General features: G+C 71.5%; 21 protein-coding genes. 10 read left to right on the forward strand and 11 right to left on the reverse strand.

The window, feature by feature from the left end; all coding sequences use genetic code 11:
- The first annotated feature begins 122 nt into the window (after positions 1-122).
- Both ACPA54_RS37490 and ACPA54_RS37495 read left to right on the forward strand, forming a co-directional pair.
- Entirely contained in the window at positions 123-1,313 is a 1,191-nt protein-coding gene (locus tag ACPA54_RS37490) for an acyl-CoA dehydrogenase family protein (protein ID WP_423536808.1), read from the forward strand.
- A gap of 41 nt (positions 1,314-1,354) precedes the next feature.
- Positions 1,355-2,497, forward strand: a complete 1,143-nt coding sequence (locus tag ACPA54_RS37495) for an acyl-CoA dehydrogenase family protein (RefSeq protein ID WP_423536810.1) — start codon at positions 1,355-1,357, stop codon at positions 2,495-2,497.
- Between the two features lie 184 nt (positions 2,498-2,681).
- Here ACPA54_RS37495 and ACPA54_RS37500 read toward each other — a convergent pair whose 3' ends face one another.
- Positions 2,682-2,807, reverse strand: a complete 126-nt coding sequence (locus tag ACPA54_RS37500) for a hypothetical protein (protein WP_423536812.1) — start codon at positions 2,805-2,807, stop codon at positions 2,682-2,684.
- A 127-nt stretch (positions 2,808-2,934) separates the two neighbouring features.
- Positions 2,935-3,063: a hypothetical protein gene (locus ACPA54_RS37505; RefSeq protein WP_423536813.1), complete on the reverse strand. Its 129-nt coding sequence runs from the start codon at positions 3,061-3,063 to the stop codon at positions 2,935-2,937.
- Between the two features lie 176 nt (positions 3,064-3,239).
- On the opposite strand from ACPA54_RS37505, the gene ACPA54_RS37510 reads away from it, so the two are divergent.
- Positions 3,240-4,739: a GMC family oxidoreductase gene (locus ACPA54_RS37510; RefSeq protein ID WP_423536815.1), complete on the forward strand. Its 1,500-nt coding sequence runs from the start codon at positions 3,240-3,242 to the stop codon at positions 4,737-4,739.
- Positions 4,740-4,774: 35 nt separating this feature from the next.
- Here the strand turns inward: ACPA54_RS37510 and ACPA54_RS37515 are convergent, their stop codons facing one another.
- The 6 genes from ACPA54_RS37515 to ACPA54_RS37540 all read right to left on the reverse strand — a co-directional run bounded on the left by ACPA54_RS37515 (position 4,775) and on the right by ACPA54_RS37540 (position 12,320).
- On the reverse strand, positions 4,775-5,194 hold the full coding sequence (locus ACPA54_RS37515) for an STAS domain-containing protein (protein ID WP_423536816.1): 420 nt from the start codon (positions 5,192-5,194) through the stop codon (positions 4,775-4,777).
- Positions 5,191-6,300 (reverse strand): cobalamin B12-binding domain-containing protein, encoded by a 1,110-nt coding sequence (locus ACPA54_RS37520; protein WP_423536818.1) that lies wholly within the window; start codon positions 6,298-6,300, stop codon positions 5,191-5,193. The genes ACPA54_RS37515 and ACPA54_RS37520 overlap by 4 nt, the downstream gene beginning before the upstream one ends.
- Positions 6,297-7,982, reverse strand: a complete 1,686-nt coding sequence (locus ACPA54_RS37525) for a PP2C family protein-serine/threonine phosphatase (RefSeq protein ID WP_423536820.1) — start codon at positions 7,980-7,982, stop codon at positions 6,297-6,299. The genes ACPA54_RS37520 and ACPA54_RS37525 overlap by 4 nt, the downstream gene beginning before the upstream one ends.
- A 106-nt stretch (positions 7,983-8,088) precedes the next feature.
- A complete protein-coding gene (locus ACPA54_RS37530; RefSeq protein WP_423536822.1) occupies positions 8,089-9,645 on the reverse strand; it encodes an MFS transporter in 1,557 nt (518 codons plus the stop codon).
- A 186-nt stretch (positions 9,646-9,831) separates the two neighbouring features.
- Positions 9,832-10,767, reverse strand: a complete 936-nt coding sequence (locus ACPA54_RS37535) for a SecDF P1 head subdomain-containing protein (protein ID WP_423536824.1) — start codon at positions 10,765-10,767, stop codon at positions 9,832-9,834.
- Positions 10,768-10,886: 119 nt separating this feature from the next.
- Positions 10,887-12,320, reverse strand: coding sequence for an aldehyde dehydrogenase (locus ACPA54_RS37540; RefSeq protein WP_423536826.1), 1,434 nt, complete (start codon positions 12,318-12,320; stop codon positions 10,887-10,889).
- A gap of 154 nt (positions 12,321-12,474) precedes the next feature.
- On the opposite strand from ACPA54_RS37540, the gene ACPA54_RS37545 reads away from it, so the two are divergent.
- Positions 12,475-14,088, forward strand: a complete 1,614-nt coding sequence (locus ACPA54_RS37545; RefSeq protein WP_423536827.1) for an acyl-CoA synthetase — start codon at positions 12,475-12,477, stop codon at positions 14,086-14,088.
- 109 nt (positions 14,089-14,197) lie between these two features.
- Here ACPA54_RS37545 and ACPA54_RS37550 read toward each other — a convergent pair whose 3' ends face one another.
- The gene (locus ACPA54_RS37550) at positions 14,198-14,713 is read right to left on the reverse strand and encodes a hypothetical protein (RefSeq protein WP_423536828.1); all 516 of its coding nucleotides are present in this window, start codon (positions 14,711-14,713) and stop codon (positions 14,198-14,200) included.
- A gap of 183 nt (positions 14,714-14,896) precedes the next feature.
- Between ACPA54_RS37550 and ACPA54_RS37555 the strand changes: the two genes are divergently transcribed.
- From ACPA54_RS37555 to ACPA54_RS37565, 3 genes are all read left to right on the forward strand, one after another.
- Entirely contained in the window at positions 14,897-15,754 is an 858-nt protein-coding gene (locus ACPA54_RS37555; RefSeq protein ID WP_423536829.1) for an enoyl-CoA hydratase/isomerase family protein, read from the forward strand.
- Positions 15,755-15,865: 111 nt separating this feature from the next.
- Positions 15,866-16,429, forward strand: a complete 564-nt coding sequence (locus ACPA54_RS37560; RefSeq protein WP_423536831.1) for a hypothetical protein — start codon at positions 15,866-15,868, stop codon at positions 16,427-16,429.
- A gap of 300 nt (positions 16,430-16,729) precedes the next feature.
- Positions 16,730-18,127, forward strand: a complete 1,398-nt coding sequence (locus ACPA54_RS37565; RefSeq protein WP_423536832.1) for an outer membrane protein assembly factor BamB family protein — start codon at positions 16,730-16,732, stop codon at positions 18,125-18,127.
- On the opposite strand, the gene ACPA54_RS37570 is transcribed toward ACPA54_RS37565, so the two are convergent.
- On the reverse strand, positions 18,085-18,771 hold the full coding sequence (locus ACPA54_RS37570) for a nitroreductase family protein (protein WP_423536834.1): 687 nt from the start codon (positions 18,769-18,771) through the stop codon (positions 18,085-18,087). The genes ACPA54_RS37565 and ACPA54_RS37570 overlap by 43 nt on opposite strands.
- A 10-nt stretch (positions 18,772-18,781) precedes the next feature.
- Positions 18,782-20,104, reverse strand: coding sequence for a DUF445 domain-containing protein (locus tag ACPA54_RS37575; RefSeq protein WP_423536836.1), 1,323 nt, complete (start codon positions 20,102-20,104; stop codon positions 18,782-18,784).
- A gap of 165 nt (positions 20,105-20,269) precedes the next feature.
- Between ACPA54_RS37575 and ACPA54_RS37580 the strand changes: the two genes are divergently transcribed.
- The 3 genes from ACPA54_RS37580 (at position 20,270) to ACPA54_RS37590 (ending at position 22,712) form a co-directional block, all read left to right on the forward strand.
- A complete protein-coding gene (locus ACPA54_RS37580) occupies positions 20,270-21,133 on the forward strand; it encodes an SAM-dependent methyltransferase (protein WP_423536838.1) in 864 nt (287 codons plus the stop codon).
- A gap of 17 nt (positions 21,134-21,150) precedes the next feature.
- A complete protein-coding gene (locus ACPA54_RS37585; protein WP_423536839.1) occupies positions 21,151-22,371 on the forward strand; it encodes a CaiB/BaiF CoA transferase family protein in 1,221 nt (406 codons plus the stop codon).
- Between the two features lie 77 nt (positions 22,372-22,448).
- Complete coding sequence (locus ACPA54_RS37590) at positions 22,449-22,712, forward strand: NifU family protein (protein ID WP_423536841.1); 264 nt, start codon at positions 22,449-22,451, stop codon at positions 22,710-22,712.
- Positions 22,713-22,723: the final 11 nt, after the last annotated feature.

The following is a 22,723-nucleotide window of genomic DNA, read 5'->3' on the forward strand; positions in this document are numbered from 1 at the left end:
CGGGACCCGACTCGGGTCCCGGCCGCCGCGCACTACCCGCACACGCACCACCCGAGACGCGCACGACCTGAGACGCCCCACGCAAGCATCCACGAGGGACCGCCCGGTCCCGGGAGGTAACCGTGCACATCGCCTACACGCCGGAGCAGGAAGAACTGCGCCGGGAACTCCGCGAGTACTTCGCCGGGATCATGACGACGGAGATCCGCGACCAGCAGGCCTCCGGGGAGACCACCCTGGCCGGACGCGACGGCGCGTACTGGAAGATCGCCAACCGCATGGGGCAGGACGGCTGGCTCGGCATCGGCTGGCCCAAGGAGTACGGCGGCCAGGACCGCTCCATGATGGAGCAGCTGATCTTCACCGACGAGGCCACCCTCGCCGGCGCGGCCGTGCCGTTCCTCACCATCAACACCGTCGGCCCGACGCTGATGGAGTACGGCACGCAGGAGCAGCGGGACTTCTTCCTGCCCAAGATCCTCTCCGGCGACCTGCACTTCTCCATCGGCTACTCGGAGCCGGAGGCCGGCACCGACCTGGCCAACCTGCGCACCCGCGCGGTCCGGGACGGCGACGACTTCGTCATCAACGGGCAGAAGATGTGGATCTCGCTGATCCACGTCGCGGACTACCTGTGGCTGGCCGCGCGCACCGACCCGGACGCGAAGGCGCACAAGGGCCTGACGATCTTCCTGGTGCCGACCGACACCCCCGGCCTGAGCTGGAGCGAGGTCAAGACGCTCGGCGGGCAGACGGTCAGCCAGCTCACCTTCGAGGACATGCGCGTCCCCGCGTCCGCGGTGGTCGGCGAGGTCAACGGCGGCTGGTCGCTGATGACCGGCCAGCTCAACCGCGAGCGTGTCGCGCTGTGTTCGGCGGCGGGCGTGCAGCTCGCGCTGCACGAGACCCGCCGCTGGGCGGAGGAGGCCCTGCTGCCGGACGGCACCCGGGCCATCGACCAGCAGCAGGTGCAGCTCAACCTCGGCCGCGTGCACGCCAAGGTCGAGTACCTGAAGCTCATCAACTGGAAGATCGCGTGGGCGGTGGACCACGGCAAGAAGGTCGGGCCGTCCGACGCGTCCGCCACCAAGATCTTCGGCACCGAGTTCGCCACCGAGGCCTACCGGCTGCTCATGGAGTGCTTCGGCGAGGACGCCTACCTGACGGCGGACGCGCCCGGCGCGGTCCTGCGCGGCCGTATCGAGAAGATGTACCGCTCGGCGCTGATCCTCACGTTCGGCGGCGGCACCAACGAGATCCAGCGCGACATGATCGCGATGTTCGGTCTCGGCATGCCCCGTCCCCCGCGCTGACCGGACCCCACCCGTAGACCACCGATTGAGGGAATTGCGACATGGATTTCGCATACACCGAAGAACAGCAGGAACTGGTGGGCCTGGTCCGGCAGATCCTCACCGAGCGTGTGACCCACGAAGCACTCACCGCCCTCGAGGCGAAGGTCACCGGCGAAGGCGCGCCGCGGTTCGACCGTGAGCTGTGGGGCGAGCTGGCGAAGGCGAACATCCTCGGCATCGCCCTGCCCGAGGAGCACGGCGGCTCCGGCTTCGGCGTCCTGGAGCAGCTGCTGGTCCTCGAAGAGGTCGGCCGCACCCTGGCGCCCGTGCCGTTCTACGCGTCGAGCGTGGCCGCCGCGGCCGTCGCGGAGCACGGCACCGCCGAGCAGAAGGCCGCCTGGCTGCCGGGCGCCGTATCCGGCGACAAGATCCTCACCGTCGCGCTCGCCGAGCGCCTGGGCCGCGACGCGGCCGCGCCCGCCGCGAAGGCCGTGCGCGTGGACGGCGGATGGCGCCTCGACGGCGTCAAGACCGGCGTCCCGGCCGGCACCGTCGCCGACGTGGTCCTCGTCCCGGCGGCCACCGACGACGGCGTGGGCGTGTTCCTCGTCGCGCCCGGCACGGCCGGCGTGACGATCGAGCCGCAGCTGACCACCGCCAAGGAGATCGCCGGCGAACTCGTGCTCGACGGCGCGGTCGTCGGCGACGACGCGCTGCTCGGCGGCGCCGTGGACACGGCCGTCGCGGTGTGGCTGCGCGACCGCGCCACGCTCGCGCTGTGCGCGCTGCAGCTCGGCACCACCGAGCGGGCGATGCGCGAGGCCGCCGCGTACACGACCACCCGGCAGCAGTTCAAGCGGCCGATCGGCTCGTTCCAGGCGGTCGGCCACCGCCTCGCCGACTGCTACATCGACGTGGAGGCGATCCGCCTCACGACGTGGCAGGCGGCGTGGCAGGTCGGCGCCGGCGTCGACGCGTCCGAGGCGATCGCCACCGCGAAGTTCTGGGCGGCGGAGGCCGGCCACCGCGTCGCGCACGCCGTCGTCCACGTGCACGGTGGCATGGGCATCGCCGAAGAGCACTTCGTGCACCGCTACTTCGTGCACGCCAAGCAGAACGAGTTCTCCCTCGGCGGCGCCACCGAGCAGGCGCTGCGCATCGGGGCGGGCTTCGCGGCGCGCCCGGCGGGCGAGTTCGTCTGACGGACCCTGATCGACGCCTGATCAACCCTTGATCATCGGCTGACCAACCCCGTCCCGCGCGTCTTGCCGGCGCGCGGGGCGGTCTCGGCGGCTGTACCGCGTCCCGTTTGCTGCGGGGGTCGCGGACGGCACGGCGCAGTCGGACGGCGCCCGGGAGGAGACCCGGGCGCCGTCCGGCGTTTTGTCAGGCAGCGGCGCGGCGCGCGGCTTCCCGCACGACGGTGACGGCCGGCAGGACGCCCAGGGTGACCCAGCCGATGACGACCACCGCGCCGATGGAGACCTCCGCGGAACCGGCGGCGAGGATCATGCCGAAGTTCCAGAAGACCGCGACGTACCAGGCCGGTGCGTTCCGGTCGGCGAGGAAGGACAGTGCGACAGCGAGGCGGCCGTGCGAGCTTCGCGCCGGAAGCGGGTGCGGAATTCGTCGCGCCGGGTCAGCTCCACCGGCAGGACCTGATCGCGACTGTCCGGCCGAGTTCGCGGTCGACGCCCTGCCAGACCTCGCCCATGCCGCCCCGGCCGATCAAGGACTGCAGCGCGTAACGAGCCGCCAGAACGCGCATGATGCCCACCCCTCGGCCGTGCCCGGTTCTCCGACGAACGGAAGATACCGAACCGGCACGGAGAGTGAACCCCGCTTTATCGCAACGAGATCGGGGCAGCGGCACACGTCGACGCCTCGCACGCCGGCCCATAAAATGACCGAGTCAAGTATGTGGTGGGCGGGCGGAGGAGCGCGGTGGACGCGGACGTCATCGTGGTCGGCGGCGGCACCAGCGGCGCCGTGCTCGCCGGGCGGCTTTCGGAGAACCCGGAGCGGCGCGTGCTGCTCCTCGAACAGGGCCCGGACGACCGCGCCTACGACGCGAGCGTGCTGCGCCCGGCCGCCGCGGGGGACGTGTGGGCGGGGACGCCGTTCGCGCGCCCGTACGCGATGCGGACGGGTGGCGACCGCACGGTCGGCATGGTGCGCGGACGTGTGCTCGGCGGCACGTCGGCGGTGAACTACCTGGCCACGCTGCGCGGCCAGCCCGCCGACTACGACGGCTGGGAGGCGCGGGGCCTCGACGGGTGGGGGTGGCCGGACGTCCTGGCCGCGTTCCGGGCGGTCGAACGCGACGTGGACTTCGGAGCGTCGGACCTGCACGGGGATGCCGGGCCGCTGACGGTGCGGCGCTCGCCGGAGCACGAACAGGCGGAATCCCACCGGGCGTTCCAGGCGGGCGTCCGGGCGCTCGGGGTGCCGTGGGCGGACGACATCAACGATCCGCGGCAGCTGCCGGGGGTCGGGATCTTCCCGCTGACGGTGACCGAGGAGGGGGAGGGGACGGAACGGCTGACGGTGAGCCGCGCCTACCTCACCGCCGACGTGCGGGCCCGCGGCAACCTGGCGATCCGCACCGGGGTCACCGTGGCCCGTGTGCTGGTCGAGGACGGGCGGGCGACGGGGGTCGTGTCCGCCGAAGGGACCGTGTACACCGCGCGCGAAGTCGTGGTGAGCTGCGGCGCGACCGGGTCGCCTGCGCTGCTTCAGCGTTCGGGGATCGGGCCCAAGGCGCTGCTGGATTCCTTGGGTGTTGCCGTCGTGGCGGATCTGCCGGGGGTGGGTGCGGGACTCCAGGACCACCTGGGCATCGCGTTGCTCTACCGGCACCCGGGCGGGACCGCGCTCCGCGGCGGGCCGGTGCAGCCGGTGTGGGTGGGGCGGACGCCGGACTCGGACCGGGTCGACTTCCACGTCCTCACCCTGCCGATCGGTGAGCCCGTGGACGGCGCCTCGCACTTCTCCATCGTGCCGTTCCTGCTCGACGTGACCGGACGCGGGCGCGTGGCGATCACCGGGACCGACCCGGATGCGGAACCGGAGGTGGTCATGCCGGGCTTCGGGGCACGCGACCTCGATCGACTCGACTGGCTGCTGTCCCGCATCGCCGAGCTGGAGTCGGGCCCGGCGTTCGTCGGCCTGGGTGCGGAACGTGTGCATCCGGTCGCCGACTTGGCGGCTTCGGGCGCGGCCGAGGGTCTCGCCGACGGCGGCGTGATCAGCTACGGCCACCTCGGCGGCACGTGCGCGATGGGCCCGGACGGCGCGCCGGAGGCGGTCCTGGACGCCCGGTGCCGGGTGCGGGGGATCGCCGGGCTGCGGGTGGTGGACGCGTCGGCGATGCCGGTGCTGCCCGCGGGGAACACGTACTTGGGGTGCGTGATGATGGCGGAGCGGGTTGCCGCGCTGATGTGATGCCGGGCTCGGGACGCGCCGAGCGCCCCGGGGCCCTACGGTCCGGGTTGTGCCTGTGATGGTGTGGGGCTGCCGTCCGCGGCCTGCGGCTCTCTGCCTTCGACGCGGGTGTCGCCGGGGTCCGCGCCGCCGAACAGGTGGGCGGTGCCGGTGATTCCCAGCAGCCGCCTCAAGGGCGGCGGTTGATCGTCCAGGTGCAGGCCGGTGTCCGCCGCGGTGGCTTCGCGGCGGATCGTCAGCAGAGCCGTCAGGCCCGTGGAGTCGCACGTGGTCAGCCCCGCGCAGCACAGCCGGAGCGTGCCGGGGGCCGGGGCGGTGTGCAGGAACGTGCGTGCCGCCTCGACGAGTTCGTCCGCGCTCTCCCAGTCCAGCGCGCCGGTGACGCGGATGTGCGCGTCACCGGCGAGGTCGCGTGTGGCCTCCAGGTCGAAGGCGTCCTCGGGTGGCGTTGTCATGCGGTGGGGACTCCGCCGGTGGCCGGGGATGTGGCGCCGCGCACGACGGCGCGGCCGACCGCGAGGACGCCCAAAGCCCTTGGGAAGTCCTTGAGTTCCTCTTCGAGGACGGCCAGACAAGGGGCGAGGACCTGGGCGGGTACGCCGCGCGCCGACAGGATGTCGCCGGTCCAGCCGATGAAACCGGCGAACAGGTCCGCGTCGTCGGTGTAGAGCGCGGCCGCGAGGAACTCGACGATGTGGCCGATGTCTTCGGCGGTCCGCTCGCGCTGGGCGTCGCCGTACGACCGCATGGCGGGCAGCCGGGTGTCCAGTCCGGACAACGTGTTGCGCACCAACTGCCGCTTGCGGCGCACGATCAGGGTGTACTCCTGGTCGGCGAGGTGGGGCAGGTCCTCGACGGTCTGGCGGACGGTTCCGCTCCGTGGACGCGGCAGGCCGCGGTCGAGCACGGCGGCGGCGGAACGGGCGTCGGGAGCCCACGCGTCCGCGCCCAGCCGACGGGCGTGCCGGCCGTCCGCACCGAAGGCCGCACCTCCGGCAAGGACGGGGACGCCCACGGCCTGGGCGGCGGTGATCGCCTTGTGCGCGTCCGGCAGCCGCGTGGGCAGCGACGACGACAACGCCAGGGCGACAGGTGCCGTCTGGTGCAGGTGCGTGACCAGGCGGGCGGTCGGGACTTGCGCGCCCAGGAAATCGACCCGGTAACCCCGCTGCTGCAGGACTTCGGCGACGATCCGCGCGGGGAGGGCGTGCCATTCCCCTTCCACACAGGACACCGCGACCGTACCGGCAGCGCCGTCGGGCGCCGGTTCGCCGCTGCGATGCGCCAAGGCGGCGATCACCCGCTCGTGGATGGCGGTCGCGGCATGCTCCTGGGCGACGGTGAGCCGGTCGGCGGCCCATTCGGCGCCGACTCTGCGCTGCACCGGGGCGACGACGTCCAACAGGACGTCCTCGACACTCACTCCGGTGTCCTGAAGTGCGAAGACGACGCCGCGGGCGGCGTACTCGTCGCGGCCGCACACGGCCTGCCAGAGTGCCTCCCGGGCCAGTTCCAGCAGCTGGGCCTCGTGTGCCGTCTCGGTGATGACAGGTTCGATCATGAAGTGAACCTGCCCGGAGTTCGCCCTTCCACCGCCGTCAAATGCGCCGAATGCGATGCCGTGATGGCCATCACTGCTATGTCGTCGTGCCGGTTTCCGCCCAGCCACTCGGCGACGAGCATTTGGATCCGCTCGGTGACGGCCTCGGCGGGCATACCCGCGCACTCGGCCAACGCGGCCCGAAGGCGTTCCTCACCGAACATGACGTCGCCGAGCGGGCCGCCCCTGGCCTCCGTGACACCGTCGGTATACAGCAGGCAGGTCTCTCCCGGCCGCAGCACCACCTCGGCGGTGGTGGACGTGATCTCCGGCAGCACGCCGATCAGCGTGCCGGCCGTCGCCGCCTCGTCGACCGTGCCGTCCTGACGCACGATCAGCGGGGCGGGGTGGCCCGCGGAGGTGAGCCGCAGGTGCGCATCCGCACCCTGCCGGCGCACGGAGGCGAGTACCAGCGTGGCGAAACGCGTATGAAGGCGGGTGAGCAAGGCGCCGTTGAGCAAGCGCAGCAGATTCCCGTGGTCGTCGGCCAACGGGAGCAGAGCCTGCAACGTGTTCCGGATCTTGCCGGTCAGGACGGCCGCGTCGAGCCCTTTGCCGGCCACGTCCCCGAGGACTGCCAGAGTCTCCCGGCCGGTATCGGCGCCCGGATGGACGTCGTAGAAGTCACCGCCGACGCGCTCGGTGTCCTGGGACGCGCGGTAGCCTCCCGCGAATTCCACCCCGTGCACCTGCGTCAGCACCGGCGGCAGCAGCTCGGCCATGAGCGTGTCCGTAACGCGGCTCTGCTCCTGGTACAGCCGGGCCGCGGACAACGCCACACCGGCGCGCGCGGCGAACACGCGGGCGAACAGCTCCTCGGACGCGTCGAACGCGGCATGGTCGCTGCGGCGCAGCAGGATCAGCGCGCCGGCGGGAATGCCGTGCCCCGGCAAGGGCGTCACCACGACCGATCCGACCGGACCGGTGAATCCTTCCGGGAAAACCCAGTCGGGCACCGCCGCGGGGTCTATCCACCGCGACGGAACAGGCGGGTACCCCTGGAGGGCCTCCGCCAGACCCGGCACCGACTGCGGATCGATCCGCACCGACCGGCTGGCCGGTCGGCCGCCGGCGGCGGTGGCGATCGGGTGCCGCCGGCCCGCCGACGGGGCCACCAGGACCGCGGCGTCGGCCAGGAACTCCGCCGCCAGCTCGACCGCGACTTCCATGCAGCGTTCGGTGTTCAGCGAGGCCAGCAGACGCGAGGACGCCTCGGCGAGGAACGCGGTGCGCTCCTGCTCGGTTTTGAGCGCCGTTTCGGCCCGGTGCCGGTCGGTGTCGTCGACCAGCCACCACACCACTTCGCCGTCGGACCCCTGGGTCGCGTGTGCTTCCAGCGCCCGCCGCCCGTGCCAGCCGCGCACCGGACCGGCCGAATCCCCGGTACTGGCCGCAACTCGCCGATGCGCCCGCACGAACCAGCGCGGCACCGCGCCTTCGAGCGGTGCGCCGGTGACCGCCCCGGGGAACAACCGCGCGGCCCGCTCGTTGGCGGCAACGACGACACCCGCCGCGTCGGCGACCAACGCCGGGTAGGGCGCCCGCAACCACGAGGTCCCCACCGACGACGTCAAGCCCCGCGCCGTGTGCGGGGGTCTCTCGGCACTCGTGTTGATTCCGGGCCCGGGTTCCGCCGCGGGCATGACTGCCCTCTTCGTAGACATATGCCCCAACACTCTCACACCTTGGGAAACACATGGGTTGGGGCGGATGGCCCCCGGCGGCGGTGTGCGGGGAGTGTCCACGTCCCTAGTGCCCTTCCTCCGTGGGACGCAGGTCCTTCGGGATGAGCGCCCAGCCGAGTGCCGCCGCGGCGACCGGCAGGGCGGCCGCGATGAGGAACGTCGGCGTCATGCCGGCGGTGAAGGCCTCGGAAGCCTTGTGCAGCAGGTCGGCGCCGGCGGTGCCGCCCATGCGGTCGGCGGCGTGGGCCGCTTCGCCGATCGAGTCGCGGATCGAGTCCGCGGCCGGGCCGGAGCCGACATCTGCCAGGTTGTGGCGGTAGAGGACCGACGCGAGGCTGCCGAGCATGGCCACGCCCATGGCGGCGCCCAGTTCGTAGCTGGTCTCCTCGATGGCCGCGGCGCCGCCGACGTACTTGGTCGGGGTGGCGGCCATCAGGGTCACCGACGCGACGGTGGTCGCCACGCCGGTGCCCGTGCCGAGCAGGCCGAGGGAGACCGCGATGCCCGGGTAGCCGAGCGTGCCGAACCGGTCGATCACGTACGGGACGGCGAGCGCGGCGGCCATGAGGACCAGGCTCGCGCCCAGCACGTGCCGGATCGGGAAGCGGTCCATCAGGCGCGGGGCCAGCAGCGACGTCACGATCAGCGCGAGCGGTGCGGGGAGCAGGCGGATGCCGGCCTCCAGCGGGCTGAGGCCCTGCGCGTACTGGAACCACTGCGTCATGAGGAACATGACGGAGCCCATGGCGATCATGCTCAGGAAGATCGCCGCCGCGGCGATGCTGAACGACCGGTCGGCGAACAGCCGGACTTGGAGCAGCGGGTGCTCGATGCGGAGCTGGCGGCGCACGAACACGGTGAGCGTGACCGCGGCGATCGCCAGCAGGACCCACGGCATCGGGTCGGCCACGCCGTTCTTGCCCAGCTCCTTGATGCCGGCCGCGAGGGCGATCATGCCGACGATCGACAGGCCGACGCCCGACCAGTCCCACTTTCCGGCGCGCGGACCGTGCGACTCGGGGATGAACCACATGCCGAACCCGACCACCCCGAGCGCGACGGGGATGTTGAGGAGGAATGCCGACTGCCAGCCCTGCTGCTCGACGAGGAGTCCGCCGACGACCGGGCCGAGGGCCATGCCGCCGCCGAAGACGGCGGCCCAGATCGCGTAGGCGAGCGCCCGCTCGCGGGCGTCGGTGAAGACGCTGCGCAGGAGGGAGAGGGTGGAGGGCATGATCGCCGCGCCGCCGACGCCGAGGAGCGCGCGGGCGGCGATGACGTGCCAGGGCTCGGTCGCGAAGGCGGCGCCGAGCGAGGCCAGGGCGAAGATGCCGAAGCCGATCATCAGCAGGCGCTTGCGCCCCCACCGGTCGCCGAGAGCGCCGGCGGTCACCAGGAGTCCGGACAGCGCGAGGGCGTAGGCGTCGATGATCCAGAGCTGCTGCACGGAACCCGGCTGCAGGTCTTCGACCAGGGACGGGAACGCGACGTTGAGGATCGTCGTGTCCATCGCGATGAGCAGCAGGCTTCCGGCGAGGATCGCGAGCACGATCCAACGCCGCGGGTCCAGCTGCGGGGCTGTGGAGCTGCGGGTGTCTGGGTGGAGACTTGAATTCGTCATTTGAGACAACAGTGTCTCACATGGATCGCAAACGTTCGAGTGGGTTGTGCGGCGCTGGTGTGAATCGGCTGCGCAACGACGACCGGCCGGGCCGGGAGGCCGATACGCCCGGACCGCGGAGAGGCCGGTCGGAGGTGTGCTCGCGGCGGGCGGGTCCGGCCGAAGAGCCGGCCCGCCCCCGGTCCGCTATTTGGCGCTGTTGGTGACCACGGGGTCGGCCGTCAGGGCCACCGGGAGGTTGCCCGTCCGGAGTACCGCCGCGGTGCGGGTCGCTTCGGACTTGGTGAACTGGCCGGTGATGACGGCTTCTCCACCGGTGAGTTCCTGCATGACCGACGGGGCGATGACCACCCGGCCGTCCAGGGTGATGGCGAAGCGGTTGGTCGGGACGGAGTTGTCGGCCAGCTTGCCGGTGACCTTGGTGAACTTGTCGGCGCCGGACGTGGTGAACTTCAGGGCGATCTGCCAGCCGCCGGACTGGCCCGAAGGCGGGGTCTGTGCCTCGGCGGACTGGACGTCGGAGCCCGTGAGTTCGGCGGGCGCGAGCAGGTAGCGCTCGAGAGTCCCGTCCTGCGGCTTGTCCTCGCAGGCGGCGACGACCTGGGCCGACTGGCCGGCGTTCACCGTCCCGGTGCCGGGGCGCGTGCAGTCGAGGGCGTTGTACGCGGCCACCAACTCGGGTGTCACGCCCGGGTACTTCGAGGGGTCGGCGGTCTGCGGCGCGGAGTCGGCGGGCGTCGGCGCCCCCGACCCGGCGGGTGCCCGCGCGGCCGACAGCACCGGGCGGAACTCCAGCCGCCCGTCCTTCTCGATCCCCTGGAGCGCGTCCGCGCCGCCGCCCGGGCCGTCCGGCACCATGACCTTGATGGTGCCGTTCTCGACGGTCACCTTGCCGTTCTTGACCCCGGCGTATTCGAGCCGCTTGCGCAGCACCGCCGCGGCCTCGTCGAGTTGGCCGGCGTCGGCGCCGGCAGCCGGATGGAGCAGGACGGAAGCGGTGTTGCCGCCGGACAGGTCGTTGTCGTCGGCCTTTTCGCTGCCGCACGCGGCCAGCAGGGTGCCGGTGAGGGCCACGACGGCGAGGGTGGGCAGAGGAGTACGGCGTATGCGTCGAGTGTCCACGTGCGCATGATGGCAGCCGTCGGCCCCCGGGTCTGGGGGATTCCCCGCAGGTGCGCCCGTCCGTGGACATGCCGGTGCCCCGGGGCGAACCACCCCGGGGCACCGGCGGAAACGCGGGACTACGGCAGCACGACCGTCTTCAGCTCCACCAGCGCGTCCAGGCCCTCCGGGCCCAGCTCGCGGCCGAGCCCGGACTGCTTGTAGCCGCCGAACGGGGCGCCGAAGTCCATCGCCACCCACGAGTTGACGCTGATGGTGCCGGTCGCCATGCGGCGCGAGACCTCGGTGGCGGCCTCCACGTCGGTGCCCCAGACGCCGCCGGACAGGCCGTAGTCGGAGTCGTTCGCGATGGCGATCGCGTCGTCGACGTCGTCGTAGGGGATCGCCACGAGGACCGGGCCGAAGATCTCCTCGCGCGCGATCGTCATGTCGTTGGTGACGTCCGCGAACAGCGTCGGCTCGACGAAGTAGCCCTTGTCCAGGCCCTCGGGGCGGCCGCCGCCGACGACCAGGCGCGCGCCCTCTTCCTTGCCCTTCTCGATGTAGCCGAGGACGCGGTCGCGCTGCCGCCCGGAGACCAGCGGGCCGATGTTCAGGCCCTTCTCCAGCGCGTCGCCGACGGTCATCGCGGAGATGTGCTCGGCGAGCTTGGCGACGACCTCCTCGTAGCGGCTGCGCGGCGCGAGGATGCGGGTCTGCGCGACGCAGGCCTGGCCGTTGTTGTTGAACGAGCCCGGCAGCAGGCCCGGCACGGCGACGTCGAGGTCCGCGTCCTCCAGCAGGATGCACGCCGACTTGCCGCCCAGCTCCAGCGTCACCGGGCGCAGGCGCTCGCCGCACAGCGCGCCGATGCGGCGGCCGGCCGCGGTCGAGCCGGTGAACGAGACCTTGTCGACGTCCGGGTGCACGACGAGCTTCTCGCTCACCTCGCGGTCGGCGACCACGATGTTGAGCACGCCCGCCGGGACGCCCGCCTCGATGGCGACCTCGGCCAGCAGGTACGCGTCCAGCGCGGTCTCCGGGGACGGCTTCAGCACCACCGTGCAGCCCGCGGCGAGCGCCGGGGCGAGCTTGAGGACGGTGACGAACAGCGGCACGTTCCACGGCACGATCGCGGCGACCACGCCGACCGGCTCGCGGCGCACCAGCGTCTTGAAGATCGCACCCTGGCGCTGCTCCTCGAACGGGTACTCGCGGACCAGCTTGGCGTAGTAGTCGAGGACCATGGTCGAGCTGAAGACCTGGACGCCTACCGAGTTGTCGATCGGGCAGCCGGTCTCCTGCGCGATGATCTCGGCGAACTCCTGCAGGCGCCCCATGATCCCGGCGGACAGCCCGGCGATGACGTCGCCGCGCTGGTCGGGCGTGTAGTCCTTCCACGGGCCGTCGATGGCCTTGCGCGCGGCGGCGACGGCGGCGTTGACGTCGTCTTCCGTGCCCGCGGGGACGCGGCCGATGACCTCTTCGGTCGAGGCGTTGTGCACGTCGAACGTGCCCGTGCCCGCCGGGGCGATCCATTCGCCGCCGATGAACACCTTGTCGTGTACGCGCATCCCGAAACTCCCGTGGAAATCGCTGCGCGTCCGGTCCTGTCGCCGGGCGCACCGGACTCAAGCCTCCGGCTATGTTTTTGACCTTGTCAAGGGTATGTTGCCTGAAACCTGTTCCAGTCCTGTTCCATGCCTGCTCGACCGCGCGGAGGGTTCCATGACCGTCAGCCCGACGTTCAACCTCGCCGACCTCTTCGAGGTCGTCGTCGATGCCGTGCCCGAGCGCGCGGCACTCGTCGCGGGCGACGTGCGGCTGACCTACCGAGAGCTGGACGAGCGGGCCAACCGGGTCGCGCACCACCTGATCGACGCGGGCGTCAAGCCCGGCGACTTCGTCGGCATCCACGCCTGGAACCGGGCCGAGTGGATCGAGACGATGGTCGGCGTCCACAAGGCGCGCGCCGTGCCGATCAACATCAACTACCGCTATGTCGAGGCGGAACTCCGCTACCTGTTCGACAACTCCGGCATGACCGCCATCGTCGCCGAACGGGCGTTCGCCGACTTGATTGCCGGGCTCGCGCCGGAGTTCCCCGCGCTCCGCCACGTCGTCGTGCTGGAGGACGGCACCGACCCGTCGCACGCGGTCCCCGGCGAGGCCCGCTACGAGGAGGCCCTGGCCGCCGCCTCCCCGGCCCGCGACTTCGGCGAGCGCAGCGGCGACGACCTGTACGGCCTCTACACCGGCGGCACCACCGGCATGCCGAAGTGCGTGCTGTGGCGCAGCGAGGACATCTTCTTCGCGGCGCTCCAGGCGGGCCGCTCGGGCAAGCCGAAGCTCGCCTCTCCGGAGGAGCTGGCGGGCGACGTCCTCGCATCCAAGGGGCACGTGATGATGGGCCTCGCGCCCATGATGCACGGTGGCGGGCAGTGGTCGATGTGGAACACGTTCTACATGGGAAACACCTACCTGCTGTGGACCGGAAAGCGCTTCGACCCGGACGCGGTCATGGCGCTCGTCGAACAGGAGAAGGTGCTCTCGCTCTCCGTGGTCGGCGACGGCATGGCCCGGCCGCTGGCCGACTGGTATGAGGCCAACACCGGCAAGTACGACCTGTCCTCCCTGATGGCGGTCAGCAACGGCGGCGCCCCGATGAGCGCGCCGGTCCGCAACCAGCTCGAGAAGGTCGCCGGGCTCTTCGTCGTGGACAGCTTCGGCGCCTCGGAGACCGGCGCGGCCGCGCGCCAGGCGGGCGCCCCCGGCGGCGCGACCCGTTTCGCGTCGTCCGCGACCACCACCGTCCTCGACGACGACCTCAAGCCGGTCGCGGCCGGCTCCGGCGTCGTCGGCCGCCTCGCGGTCAGCGGCCACATCCCGCTCGGCTACCACGGCGACGACGAGAAGACCCGCGCCACGTTCCTCGTCGACGGGGACGGCCGCCGCTGGGTCCTCCCCGGCGACTTCGCCCTGATCGAAGAGGACGGCACCCTCACCCTCCTCGGCCGCGGCAGCGCCACCATCAACACCGGCGGCGAGAAGGTCTTCCCCGACGAGGTCGAGGCCGCGCTCAAGTCCCACCCGGACGTCTTCGATGCCGTGGTCGTCGGTGTCCCCGACCCGCGCTTCGGCCAGCGGGTGACCGCCCTGGTGGTGCCGCGCGAGGGCTCGACGCCGACGTTCGACGAACTGAGCGCGCACGCCCGCACCCAGATCGCCGGCTACAAGGCCCCGAAGGAAATCCACTTCGTGGACGCGATCGAACGCACGGCGGCGGGCAAGGTCGACCTCCGCGCGGCGAAGTCGCGGGCGGAAGAGCTTTCGGCGCAGTAGACGCCGACGTGTGCGTACAGCCACAGCCGCCGCGGGCCCTCGGAGCCTGCGGCGGCTGTCGTCTTTTACGCGGGGTAATGCCGCTGCGTGGAAAAGCCGTTCCGCTTGATCAGGAGGGCATTCCGGCGATCAGGGATGCTCCGATGAAGTACGCCAGGAAGCCGGCCAGGACGACCCCCGCGATTGCCGCTGCGTTGCTCCTGATCCGCGCGGGCCCATACGTCGCGGCCCAGGCGAGCACAAGCAGAGCCACCGACGGCAGATACAGAAAACCGACGGCGAACATGGAGGTGAAGAAAGCATAGATAACGGTCGTAACGGCGAGTGCCAGGGCGGCACTTCGGAATTCTTGTTCGCCGCCGATGCGAAGAAGGGGAACCATGGTCAGCAGGGGTAGGCAAGCCACCACGAGGAACGGCAGCCCGGCCGCCGTGTGATCGGCGTGGCCGGGGGACAAAGCGACGGCGCCGCACACGCCGAGGGTGATCAGCCCCGGAACGCCTATCGCGAGCCAGGCGAGGAGCCGCGCTGGGCGGCCGACTTGCGGTGCGGTGAGGACATCCGCCGTGGTCGGCGGTTCCGACCCCGGGGCTGTGGCGGGTGGGATGGGTTGGTCGAAGGCCATGGCGACTCTCCTCGATGAGTCTTTGAGCGTGTGCTCAATTTGAGCATATGCTCAAATCGGAGCATGCGGCGCCCCTCGGCGAACAAGGAGTCATGCCCGCGTGGCGCCCCAGGTGGCAGTGCGTGCTTGTGATCGTTCGGCTGTCGCGGTAGACCCGGGATCCGGTGATCTCGGGAGTGTGCGATGAGCGACGTATTGCGGGTCGATGCCGAACAGGCCGACGGAGTCGTGGTGGTGACGGTGGATCATCCGCCGTTGCAGCTGGTCGACGGGCCCTTCTTCGGGGCGCTGATCGGGCTGCTGGGGAGGCTCGACGCGGATCCCGGGGTGCGGGCGGTGGTGTGGCGGAGCGCGGACCCGGACTTCTTCCTCATGCATGGAGATGTCGCCGCGTTGGCGCAAGTGCCCGCCGGGGAGCGGCCGGTGCCGGAGAAGCCGAATGTGGCGGCTGCGACGTTGGACCGGCTGCACCGGAGCCGCTGGGTGAACATCGGCGTCGTCGACGGCGCCGCGCGCGGGGGCGGAGCGGAGTTCCTGACCGCCTTGGACCTGCGCTACGGGACCGACGCCACCGTCGTCGGCTGGCCCGAGGTGCCGATGGGGATCCTGCCCGGTTCGGGGATCACCGCGCGGCTGCCGCGGATGGTGGGCCGGGCTCGGGCGTTGGAGATCCTGCTGACCGGACGCGACGTGCGTGCCGCCGAACTGTCGGAGCTGGGCTGGCTGCAAGGCGTCGTGAAACCCGAGGAGTTGCTCGACCACGCCATGGCCGTCGCCCGGCGGATCGCCGCGATGCCGCCCGCGTCGGTGGTGGCGGTGAAGGGGGTTGTGGATATCGCGCTCGGTGACCTTGACGCCGGGATTCTGGCGGAAACCCGGGCGTTGGACGCCCTGATGGGTGCGGGTGCGCACCAGGCGCGTATGGCGGCATTCCTGCAGGCCGGGGGCCAGACGCGCGGTTGCGAGGCGGATCCGGGGCGGTGGGCGGACCTGGTGTCCGATCTGGTTGGTTTTCGGGAAGAAGAGCAGAACAACGGCTGATCCGTCTACCATCGTCCTTTCGTCAAGCCAAGTCATGGTCCGTTGACGTCGCCGGCGTCGACGCGGGGTGGATGGGAGTAGCGGGTGCGGTCGGCGGTAGGTGTGGTGGCAGTGGCGGGGATCCTGCTCATGGCGGGGTGCAACGACGACAAGTCGAAGGACGACGCGAAGCCGGCGACGAGCGCCCCGGCGACGGCCGCCGCGTCACCGTCGGCGCCCCCGCCCGCGTCCACGGCCGCGGTGCCGGGCCCGGCGACCTCGTCGGCCGCGTCCGGACCCCCCTCGGCGGCACCCGCGACGACGAAGGCGGGCGGCGGCTCGGCACCGCAGACCAAGGAAGGCGCGATCCAGCGCTACGAGGCCGTGCTGCACGCCCTCGGCCGTGGCGACCTCGACACCTTGTGCGACATCGCCGGACCTGCCGCCAAGCAAGCCGAGTCCGAGGGTGCCGGTTCGTGCCGGCAAAGCTTCACGATGATGCTCCAAATGATCTCGTCCGCCCAAAAGACCGCGTTGCGGGACGCCACGGTCGATCCGGCCAAGGTCACGATGTCGGGCACGACGCGCGTCACCATCCCGGCATCCGCGGTCAAGGCCTCCATGACCTTCGGGGAAGACGAACTCGGCATCCAGACGCTGGAGTACCAGAAGGGAAACTGGTTCGTCGTGGCCTGACAGGTCTCCGTAGGATCGGCGGCTCGGCGCAATTCGGCCCGCAGCGCCCCAGGAGGTCCTGCCGCGTTGTCTGCTCCCCTGACGACCCATCGCGTACTGGGTGATCAACCGTTTGCGCAGATCGGGCTTCCGGCCGTGAGCGTGCAGTGCGAGGACCGGGGGTTGGTCGCGGTCGGGGGAGACCTCGGCCATCTCCAGTGGTGCGGAAGGGCCGCGGGGGCGCGCTGGAGTCCGTACCGCGTCGGGGTGTACGGGCTTGGCGATCTGCGGTGCCGGCGTCTTGTCCGAGTTCGTTGGCCGGTGCTGTGCCTGGCGTTCCATCCGACGCTGCCGCTGCTCGCGATCGGGACGGGGGACTACGACGGGGGCTATCTCTTCGAAGGCGAGCTTCTGCTGCTGGACCTTGACAGCGGTCGGTGTGTCTCCGCACTCACATACGCGCGTGAGGTTCGAGGTCTGCGTTGGGTCGACCGGTGTTCGCTGGAAGTGGTGGTGGCGCCGACGGACGACTACAAGGACGATGAGGCGTGCAGGGCGGGTCACACGGCAGTGGTGGTGCGCGACGACTGGGCTTCCGTCCCGGATCGTTCCATCGAAGCGACCGAACTTGCCGGTCCACGGGCATTGTTCGCCCGCCCCGACGAGCGGCCGGAAGCCCGGAAGGCTGTGCTCGACCTCAGTGCGGGTGCAGGATCCGTGTGGTCACCGCGCCGCCAGGTCTGGGACGTCGAAAGCCTGCCGGACGGCCGTTGCCTGGCCGTTCTCGACGGTGTGGCCCTCGAATGCTGGGGAGACGGCGGGAATCCCCTGTGGGCGCTGCCCGATCCGGAAGGCGGGCGCCAGCTTCACCTGTGCCCCGACCGGAATGCGGCCTGGGTCCACGTCGCCCGTCGTCCGCGCCGCGGGCCGTCGGGATGGGAGGAGCGGCCCAGCGAGGTGACCCGGATTTCGCTGGCCGACGGCAGCACGCTAGGCCGCGTCGAGGTCGGATACCCCGTCGCGCTGACCGGGTGCGCGGACGGGCGTTTCGCGCTGAGGGACACCAGGCACGGCCGTCGCGCCTCCGAACCGCTGCGGATGTTCTCGGCTGCGGGGGCCGAAACGGCCGCTGTGGAGATCGGTGGCTACGACGTGTTCAACCACTACTTCAACGTCCGCCGCAGCCCCGAGTTGATTGTCCTGCAAGGCGATCGGCAGAAGCCGCATATGGACAAACATGTCGTCGCCGTCCGGGAGGACCAGGTGAACCGGCTCTTCGCGCTCGCCTGGGAAGCCCGGCGGCACGTGTTCGGTGATCCGGCCGTCTGGATATCCGATGCGGTCGGCCAGGCGGTCGTCCACAGCGGTCGCATCCACGACGGCGCCGGCTTGCTCCGCGGCAACGCGGCGATCGTCCGCCGCAGCTTCCCCGACGGTGCCGTCCGATGGACCTTCACCGCCGACCACCAGACCACCGCGCTCGACACCGACGGCACCACCGTCTTCGCCGCCTACAACTCCGGCGAGCTCGTCGCGCTCGACGCCGCCACCGGCGACGTGCGGTGGCGCACGTACCTTGACATCGACGGGCATTCCGTCGAACCCCTGTCGTTGTGTGTCACCGAGGGGAACCGGATGCTCATCGGCACCACCGACGGGCGGATCATGGACTGCAGCTACTCGTCGGAGGGTGCCGGCAGGCCTGGGCCGTCGAAGTGATCGAAGGTGACGAAGTCCGGGACCTCGCGGCGGGTCAACCGGCGCGGGTGGTGTTCCGGGTAGCCGAGGGCGAGCATGGCGGCCACCGCGTAGGGGCGGGGGAGGCCGAGGAGTTCCTTCACCTGGGCTTCGCGGCGGCAGAGGAAGGTGGTCATGACGCCGCCGAGGTCCTCGTTGCGCGCGGAGAGCAGGATGTTCTGGGCGAAGGGGTAGACCGAGCCGCCGCCCACGATGCTCTGCCGGGGGAGGTCCGCGTCGGTCACCGCCAACTGCCGCAGGTCCACGGCCAGCACGGCGATCACCGGGGCGCGTTCGAGTTCTTCGACGAAACGGTTGCGGGGGGCCGGGGCGGTGAAGTCGACGTCGCCCGGGCGGCGCCATCGGCCGTCGTCGTCGGGGGCGAAGGGGACGCGGTCGGCGGCGACGTAGGCGGCGTACTCGGTCCAGCCTTCGAAGGAGAGTTCGCGCAGGGCCCGGCGCACCGGCTCGGAGCGGGCGAGGACCACGTGCCAGCCCTGCCGGTTGCCGCCGCTCGGGGCGAAGCGGGCGTTGTCGAACACCCGGGCGAGGACCGCATCAGGCACCGGGGCGGGGCGGAAGCGGCGGACCGCGCCGGTCGTCCGCACTACGTCGCTGAAGTCCACAACAGCCGTCCTAGAACAATCGCCCGATCGTGTAGATCAACAATCCCACCAGGGAGCCGACCACGGTGCCATTGATGCGGATGAACTGCAGATCGCGGCCCACGTGCAGCTCGATCTTGCGGGACGTCTCGGCCGGGTCCCACGCGCGGACGGTGTCGGTGATCAGCGCGGTGATCTCGGCCTGGTAGGTGGTGACGATGTACGCCGCGCCGTCCGCCAGCCACTTCTCGGCCTTCGCGCGCATCCGCGGGTCGTCCGCCAGGCGCGTGCCGAAGGAGCGGATGGCGGCGGTCGCGCGGGCGCGCAGTTCGCTGGAGGGGTCTTCGGTGGCTTCGACGAGCATCGCGCGCGCTGCCGCCCACACCGACGCGATCAGTTCCTGGACCTGGGGGTGGGCGAGGGTGCGGTCGCGCAGGGCTTCGATCTGGGCGATCATCCGCGGGTCGCGCTGCATGTCTTCGGCGGTGTCGGCGAGGAACGCGTCGACGGCTTGCCGGGCCGCGTGGTCGGGGTCGTCGCGGACGTCCGCGGCGAAGCGGACGAGTTCGCGGTGCACCCGGTTGGCGACCGTCCGGTCGAGGAACTTCGGCGACCAGTCCGGGGATTCCTCCGAGACGACACGCAGCACGGCCTCGCGGTTGTCGACCAGCCACGCGTAGGCCTTCTCGACGACCAGGTCGACCAGGCCGTGGTGCCCGCCGTCCGCGACGACCCGGCCCAGCAGGGCGCCGACCGGCTGCGCGACCTGCCGGGCCGAGACGCGCCGGGTGATGGCGTGGCCGAAGACCGACTGCACGTCCTCGTCCCGCAGGATCGTCAACGCGGCGCGGGCCAGCGCGGAGACCTCCTCGGTCACCCGTTCGGCATGTCGCGGCTCGGACAGCCAGCCGCCGAAGCGCCGCACGAGGTCCACGTGCGCGAGCCGCTTGCGGACCACCGCCTCGGACAGGAAGTTGTCGCCGACGAACTCGCCCAGGCTGTCGCCGAGCGCGTCCTTGCGGGTCGGGATGATCGCCGTGTGCGGGATGGGCAGCCCCAGCGGGCGTCGGAACAGCGCCGTCACCGCGAACCAGTCGGCGATCGCACCGACCATGCCGGCCTCGGCCGCGGCCTGCACGTAGCCCGACCAGGCGCCCGCGCCGCGGGCCTCGGCCCAGCGGCTGAGCAGGAACACGACCGTCGCCACGCCCAGGAACGCCGCCGCGATCGCCTTCATCCGGCGGACGCCGCGCGCCTTCTCCCGCTCCGCGGCCGTCGCCGTCCGTGCGGCCGGCCGGGGCGGCGTGTCCGCCGTCCGGGTGCCTCGGCCCGCCTGACCGTCGTGATCGCTCATGAGCCCATTTTCGGCACGCCGCGGCCGCGCCGCGGGGAGGCGGTGCCGGGCGCGGCCATTTCTCAAACAACCGGCTCGTTCCCGGAGTTCGATGACCGTGTAAAGGAAAGGCGCGATACTCTCTCTTGACCATACGGCCAGGTACTCACAGGTCGGGAGACAGTCGTGACGACGCAACGGGCATCCGAGCCCTGGCGCCTGCCGCGGGGCGACGAAGTCGAGACGCACGTGCCGCAAGGCATCGACACCTCGAAGGCGCATCCCGCGCGGATGTACGACTATTTCCTCGGCGGCAAGAACAATTTCGCCGCCGACCGCACCGCCGCCGAGCAGATCATGGCCGGCGCGCCGGAAGTGCCGATCGTGGTGCGCGCCTCGCGCGACTTCCTGGCCCGCGCCGTCCGGTCGGCCGTCGCCGACTACGGGATGACGCAATTCCTCGACATCGGCACCGGCATTCCCGCGCCCGGCAATATCCACGAAGTCGCGCAGGCGATCCTTCCCGAAGCCCGGGTCGCCTACGTCGACAACGATCCGATCGTGCTGGCCCACGCCCGCGCGCTGATCGCCGGCGACCCGCGCGGCCGCACCGGCATCGTGCAGGCCGATGTGCGCGAACCCGAGAAGATCGTGGCCGCGCCCGAGGTCCGCGAGGTCATCGACTTCGACAAGCCCGTGGTCGTCGTCCTGTCGATGGTCCTGCACTTCCTGCGCGACAGCGAGGACCCGGACGGCATCGTCGCCACCCTGCGCGGCGCGCTCGCCCCCGGCAGCATGCTGATCTTCACGCACGTCACCTACCGCACCGAGGAACTCAAGCGGTTCGCCGAAGAGGTCTACGACAAGGCCAGCGCCCCCGTCGTGCCGCGCACCCGGGAACGCATCGAGGAACTGCTCGACGGCTTCGCCCCGGTCGAACCCGGCCTCGTCAAGGTCATCGCCTGGCGCCCCGACCCCGACGGTCCGGAACCGACGCCGGAAGAACTCGACACCATGACCGTCTACGGGGCCGTCGCGCACCTGGTGTGACCCGAGGGAGCAATCCGATGACCGGCGAACCGGCACCCGACCACGCCCGCCCCGCGGGCCTTGGGGCCTCGGGCGCCGGGCCGCTGGCCGGGCTGCGCGTGCTCGACCTGTCCACGCTGCTGTCCGCACCGCAGATCGCCGCGATCCTCGGGGATTTCGGCGCGGACGTCGTCAAATGGGAGCCGCCCGGCGGCGACCCGCTGCGGTTCATCGGCGCGCAACGCGACGGGCAGTCCCTGCTGTGGCCGTACATCAACCGCAACAAGCGTTCCGTGGTGCTGGACCTGGAGACCGCCGACGGCGTCGCCGCGCTGCACCGCATCGCGGCGGGCGTGGACGTCGTGGTGGAGAACCACCCGGCGGGCGTGCTGCGGCGCTGGGGCGCCGACTGGGACACCCTGCACGGCATCAACCCGGACCTCGTCCTGGTCAGCGTCAGCTGCTACGGCGCCGACGGCCCCTACCGCGACCGCTTCGGCAACGGCTCCCTCGCCGAGGGCTACGCCGGGCTCACCCACCTCACCGGCGAAGCCGACGGACCCCCGATGCTCCCGTCGATCCCGCTCGGCGACAGCCTCACCGCCATGTCCGGCGTCATCGGCACCCTCATGGCCTGCCGGAACCGCGAAGTCCTCGGCGGCGGCGGCCAGCACGTCGACGTCAGCATGTACGAGCCGATCCTCGGCCTCCTCGGCCCTACCGTCGCCGGCTGGGACCGCTCCGCGGACGCCCCCGGCCGCACCGGCAGCCGGGTGCCCGGGGGAGTGCCGCGCAACGTCTACGCCACCAAAGACGGCCGCTGGGTCGTCGTCTCCGGCACCACCGACCGGCAGGTCGCCCGCGTGCTGCGCGTCATCGGCCACGACACCGACGCCGACAAAGCCCGCTTCGGGACGTCCGAAGCCCGCCTGGCCGCCGCCGACGAACTCGACGCCCTGGTCGCCGACTGGGTCGCCGCGAACGACCGCGACACCGTCGTCGCCGCACTGGTCGACGCACGGATCCCGGTCGCCCCGGTCAACAGCCTCGCGGCGCTTGCCGCCGACCCGCACATTGCCGCGCGCGGCAACCTCCTCGACGTCGACTCCGGCCCCGTCGGCGACGTCACCATGCCCGCCCCGGCCCCGCGGCTGTCCGCCACGCCGGGCCGCATCCGGGCCGCCGGACCGGCCGTCGGCGCACACACCGCGGAGGTGCTGGCCGAATACGGCGCGTCTTCGGCACCGCGTGGCGGTTGATCACCGCACGCAGTCGACGTACCGTCAGATCGCGCCGCACGGTTCGACGTTCGGGCTTTCCGGCGCCCGGAGGACCGATGGACGAGAGCACCGTCACCGCCGCCGTCGAGGAACTCCGCCGGCCCCTCCGGGCCGACGGCGCCGACCTCGTCCTGATCCGCGCCGATCCGCGCACCGCCGTCGTCGAACTCCGCCTCGAACTCGACGGTGTCACGTGCCGGGACTGCGTCCTGCCGCCCGACCGGCTCGCCGACGTCGTGGAGAGCGTGCTGCGACGCGGCATCCCCGAAGAGTTCGAGCTGGTACTGCACGACCCCAGGCGGGACACGGAAACCGCCTGACCCGTTCGTCC

The organism is Uniformispora flossi (assembly GCF_049534875.1).
GTDB classification, from domain to species: domain Bacteria; phylum Actinomycetota; class Actinomycetes; order Streptomycetales; family Streptomycetaceae; genus Yinghuangia; species Yinghuangia aomiensis.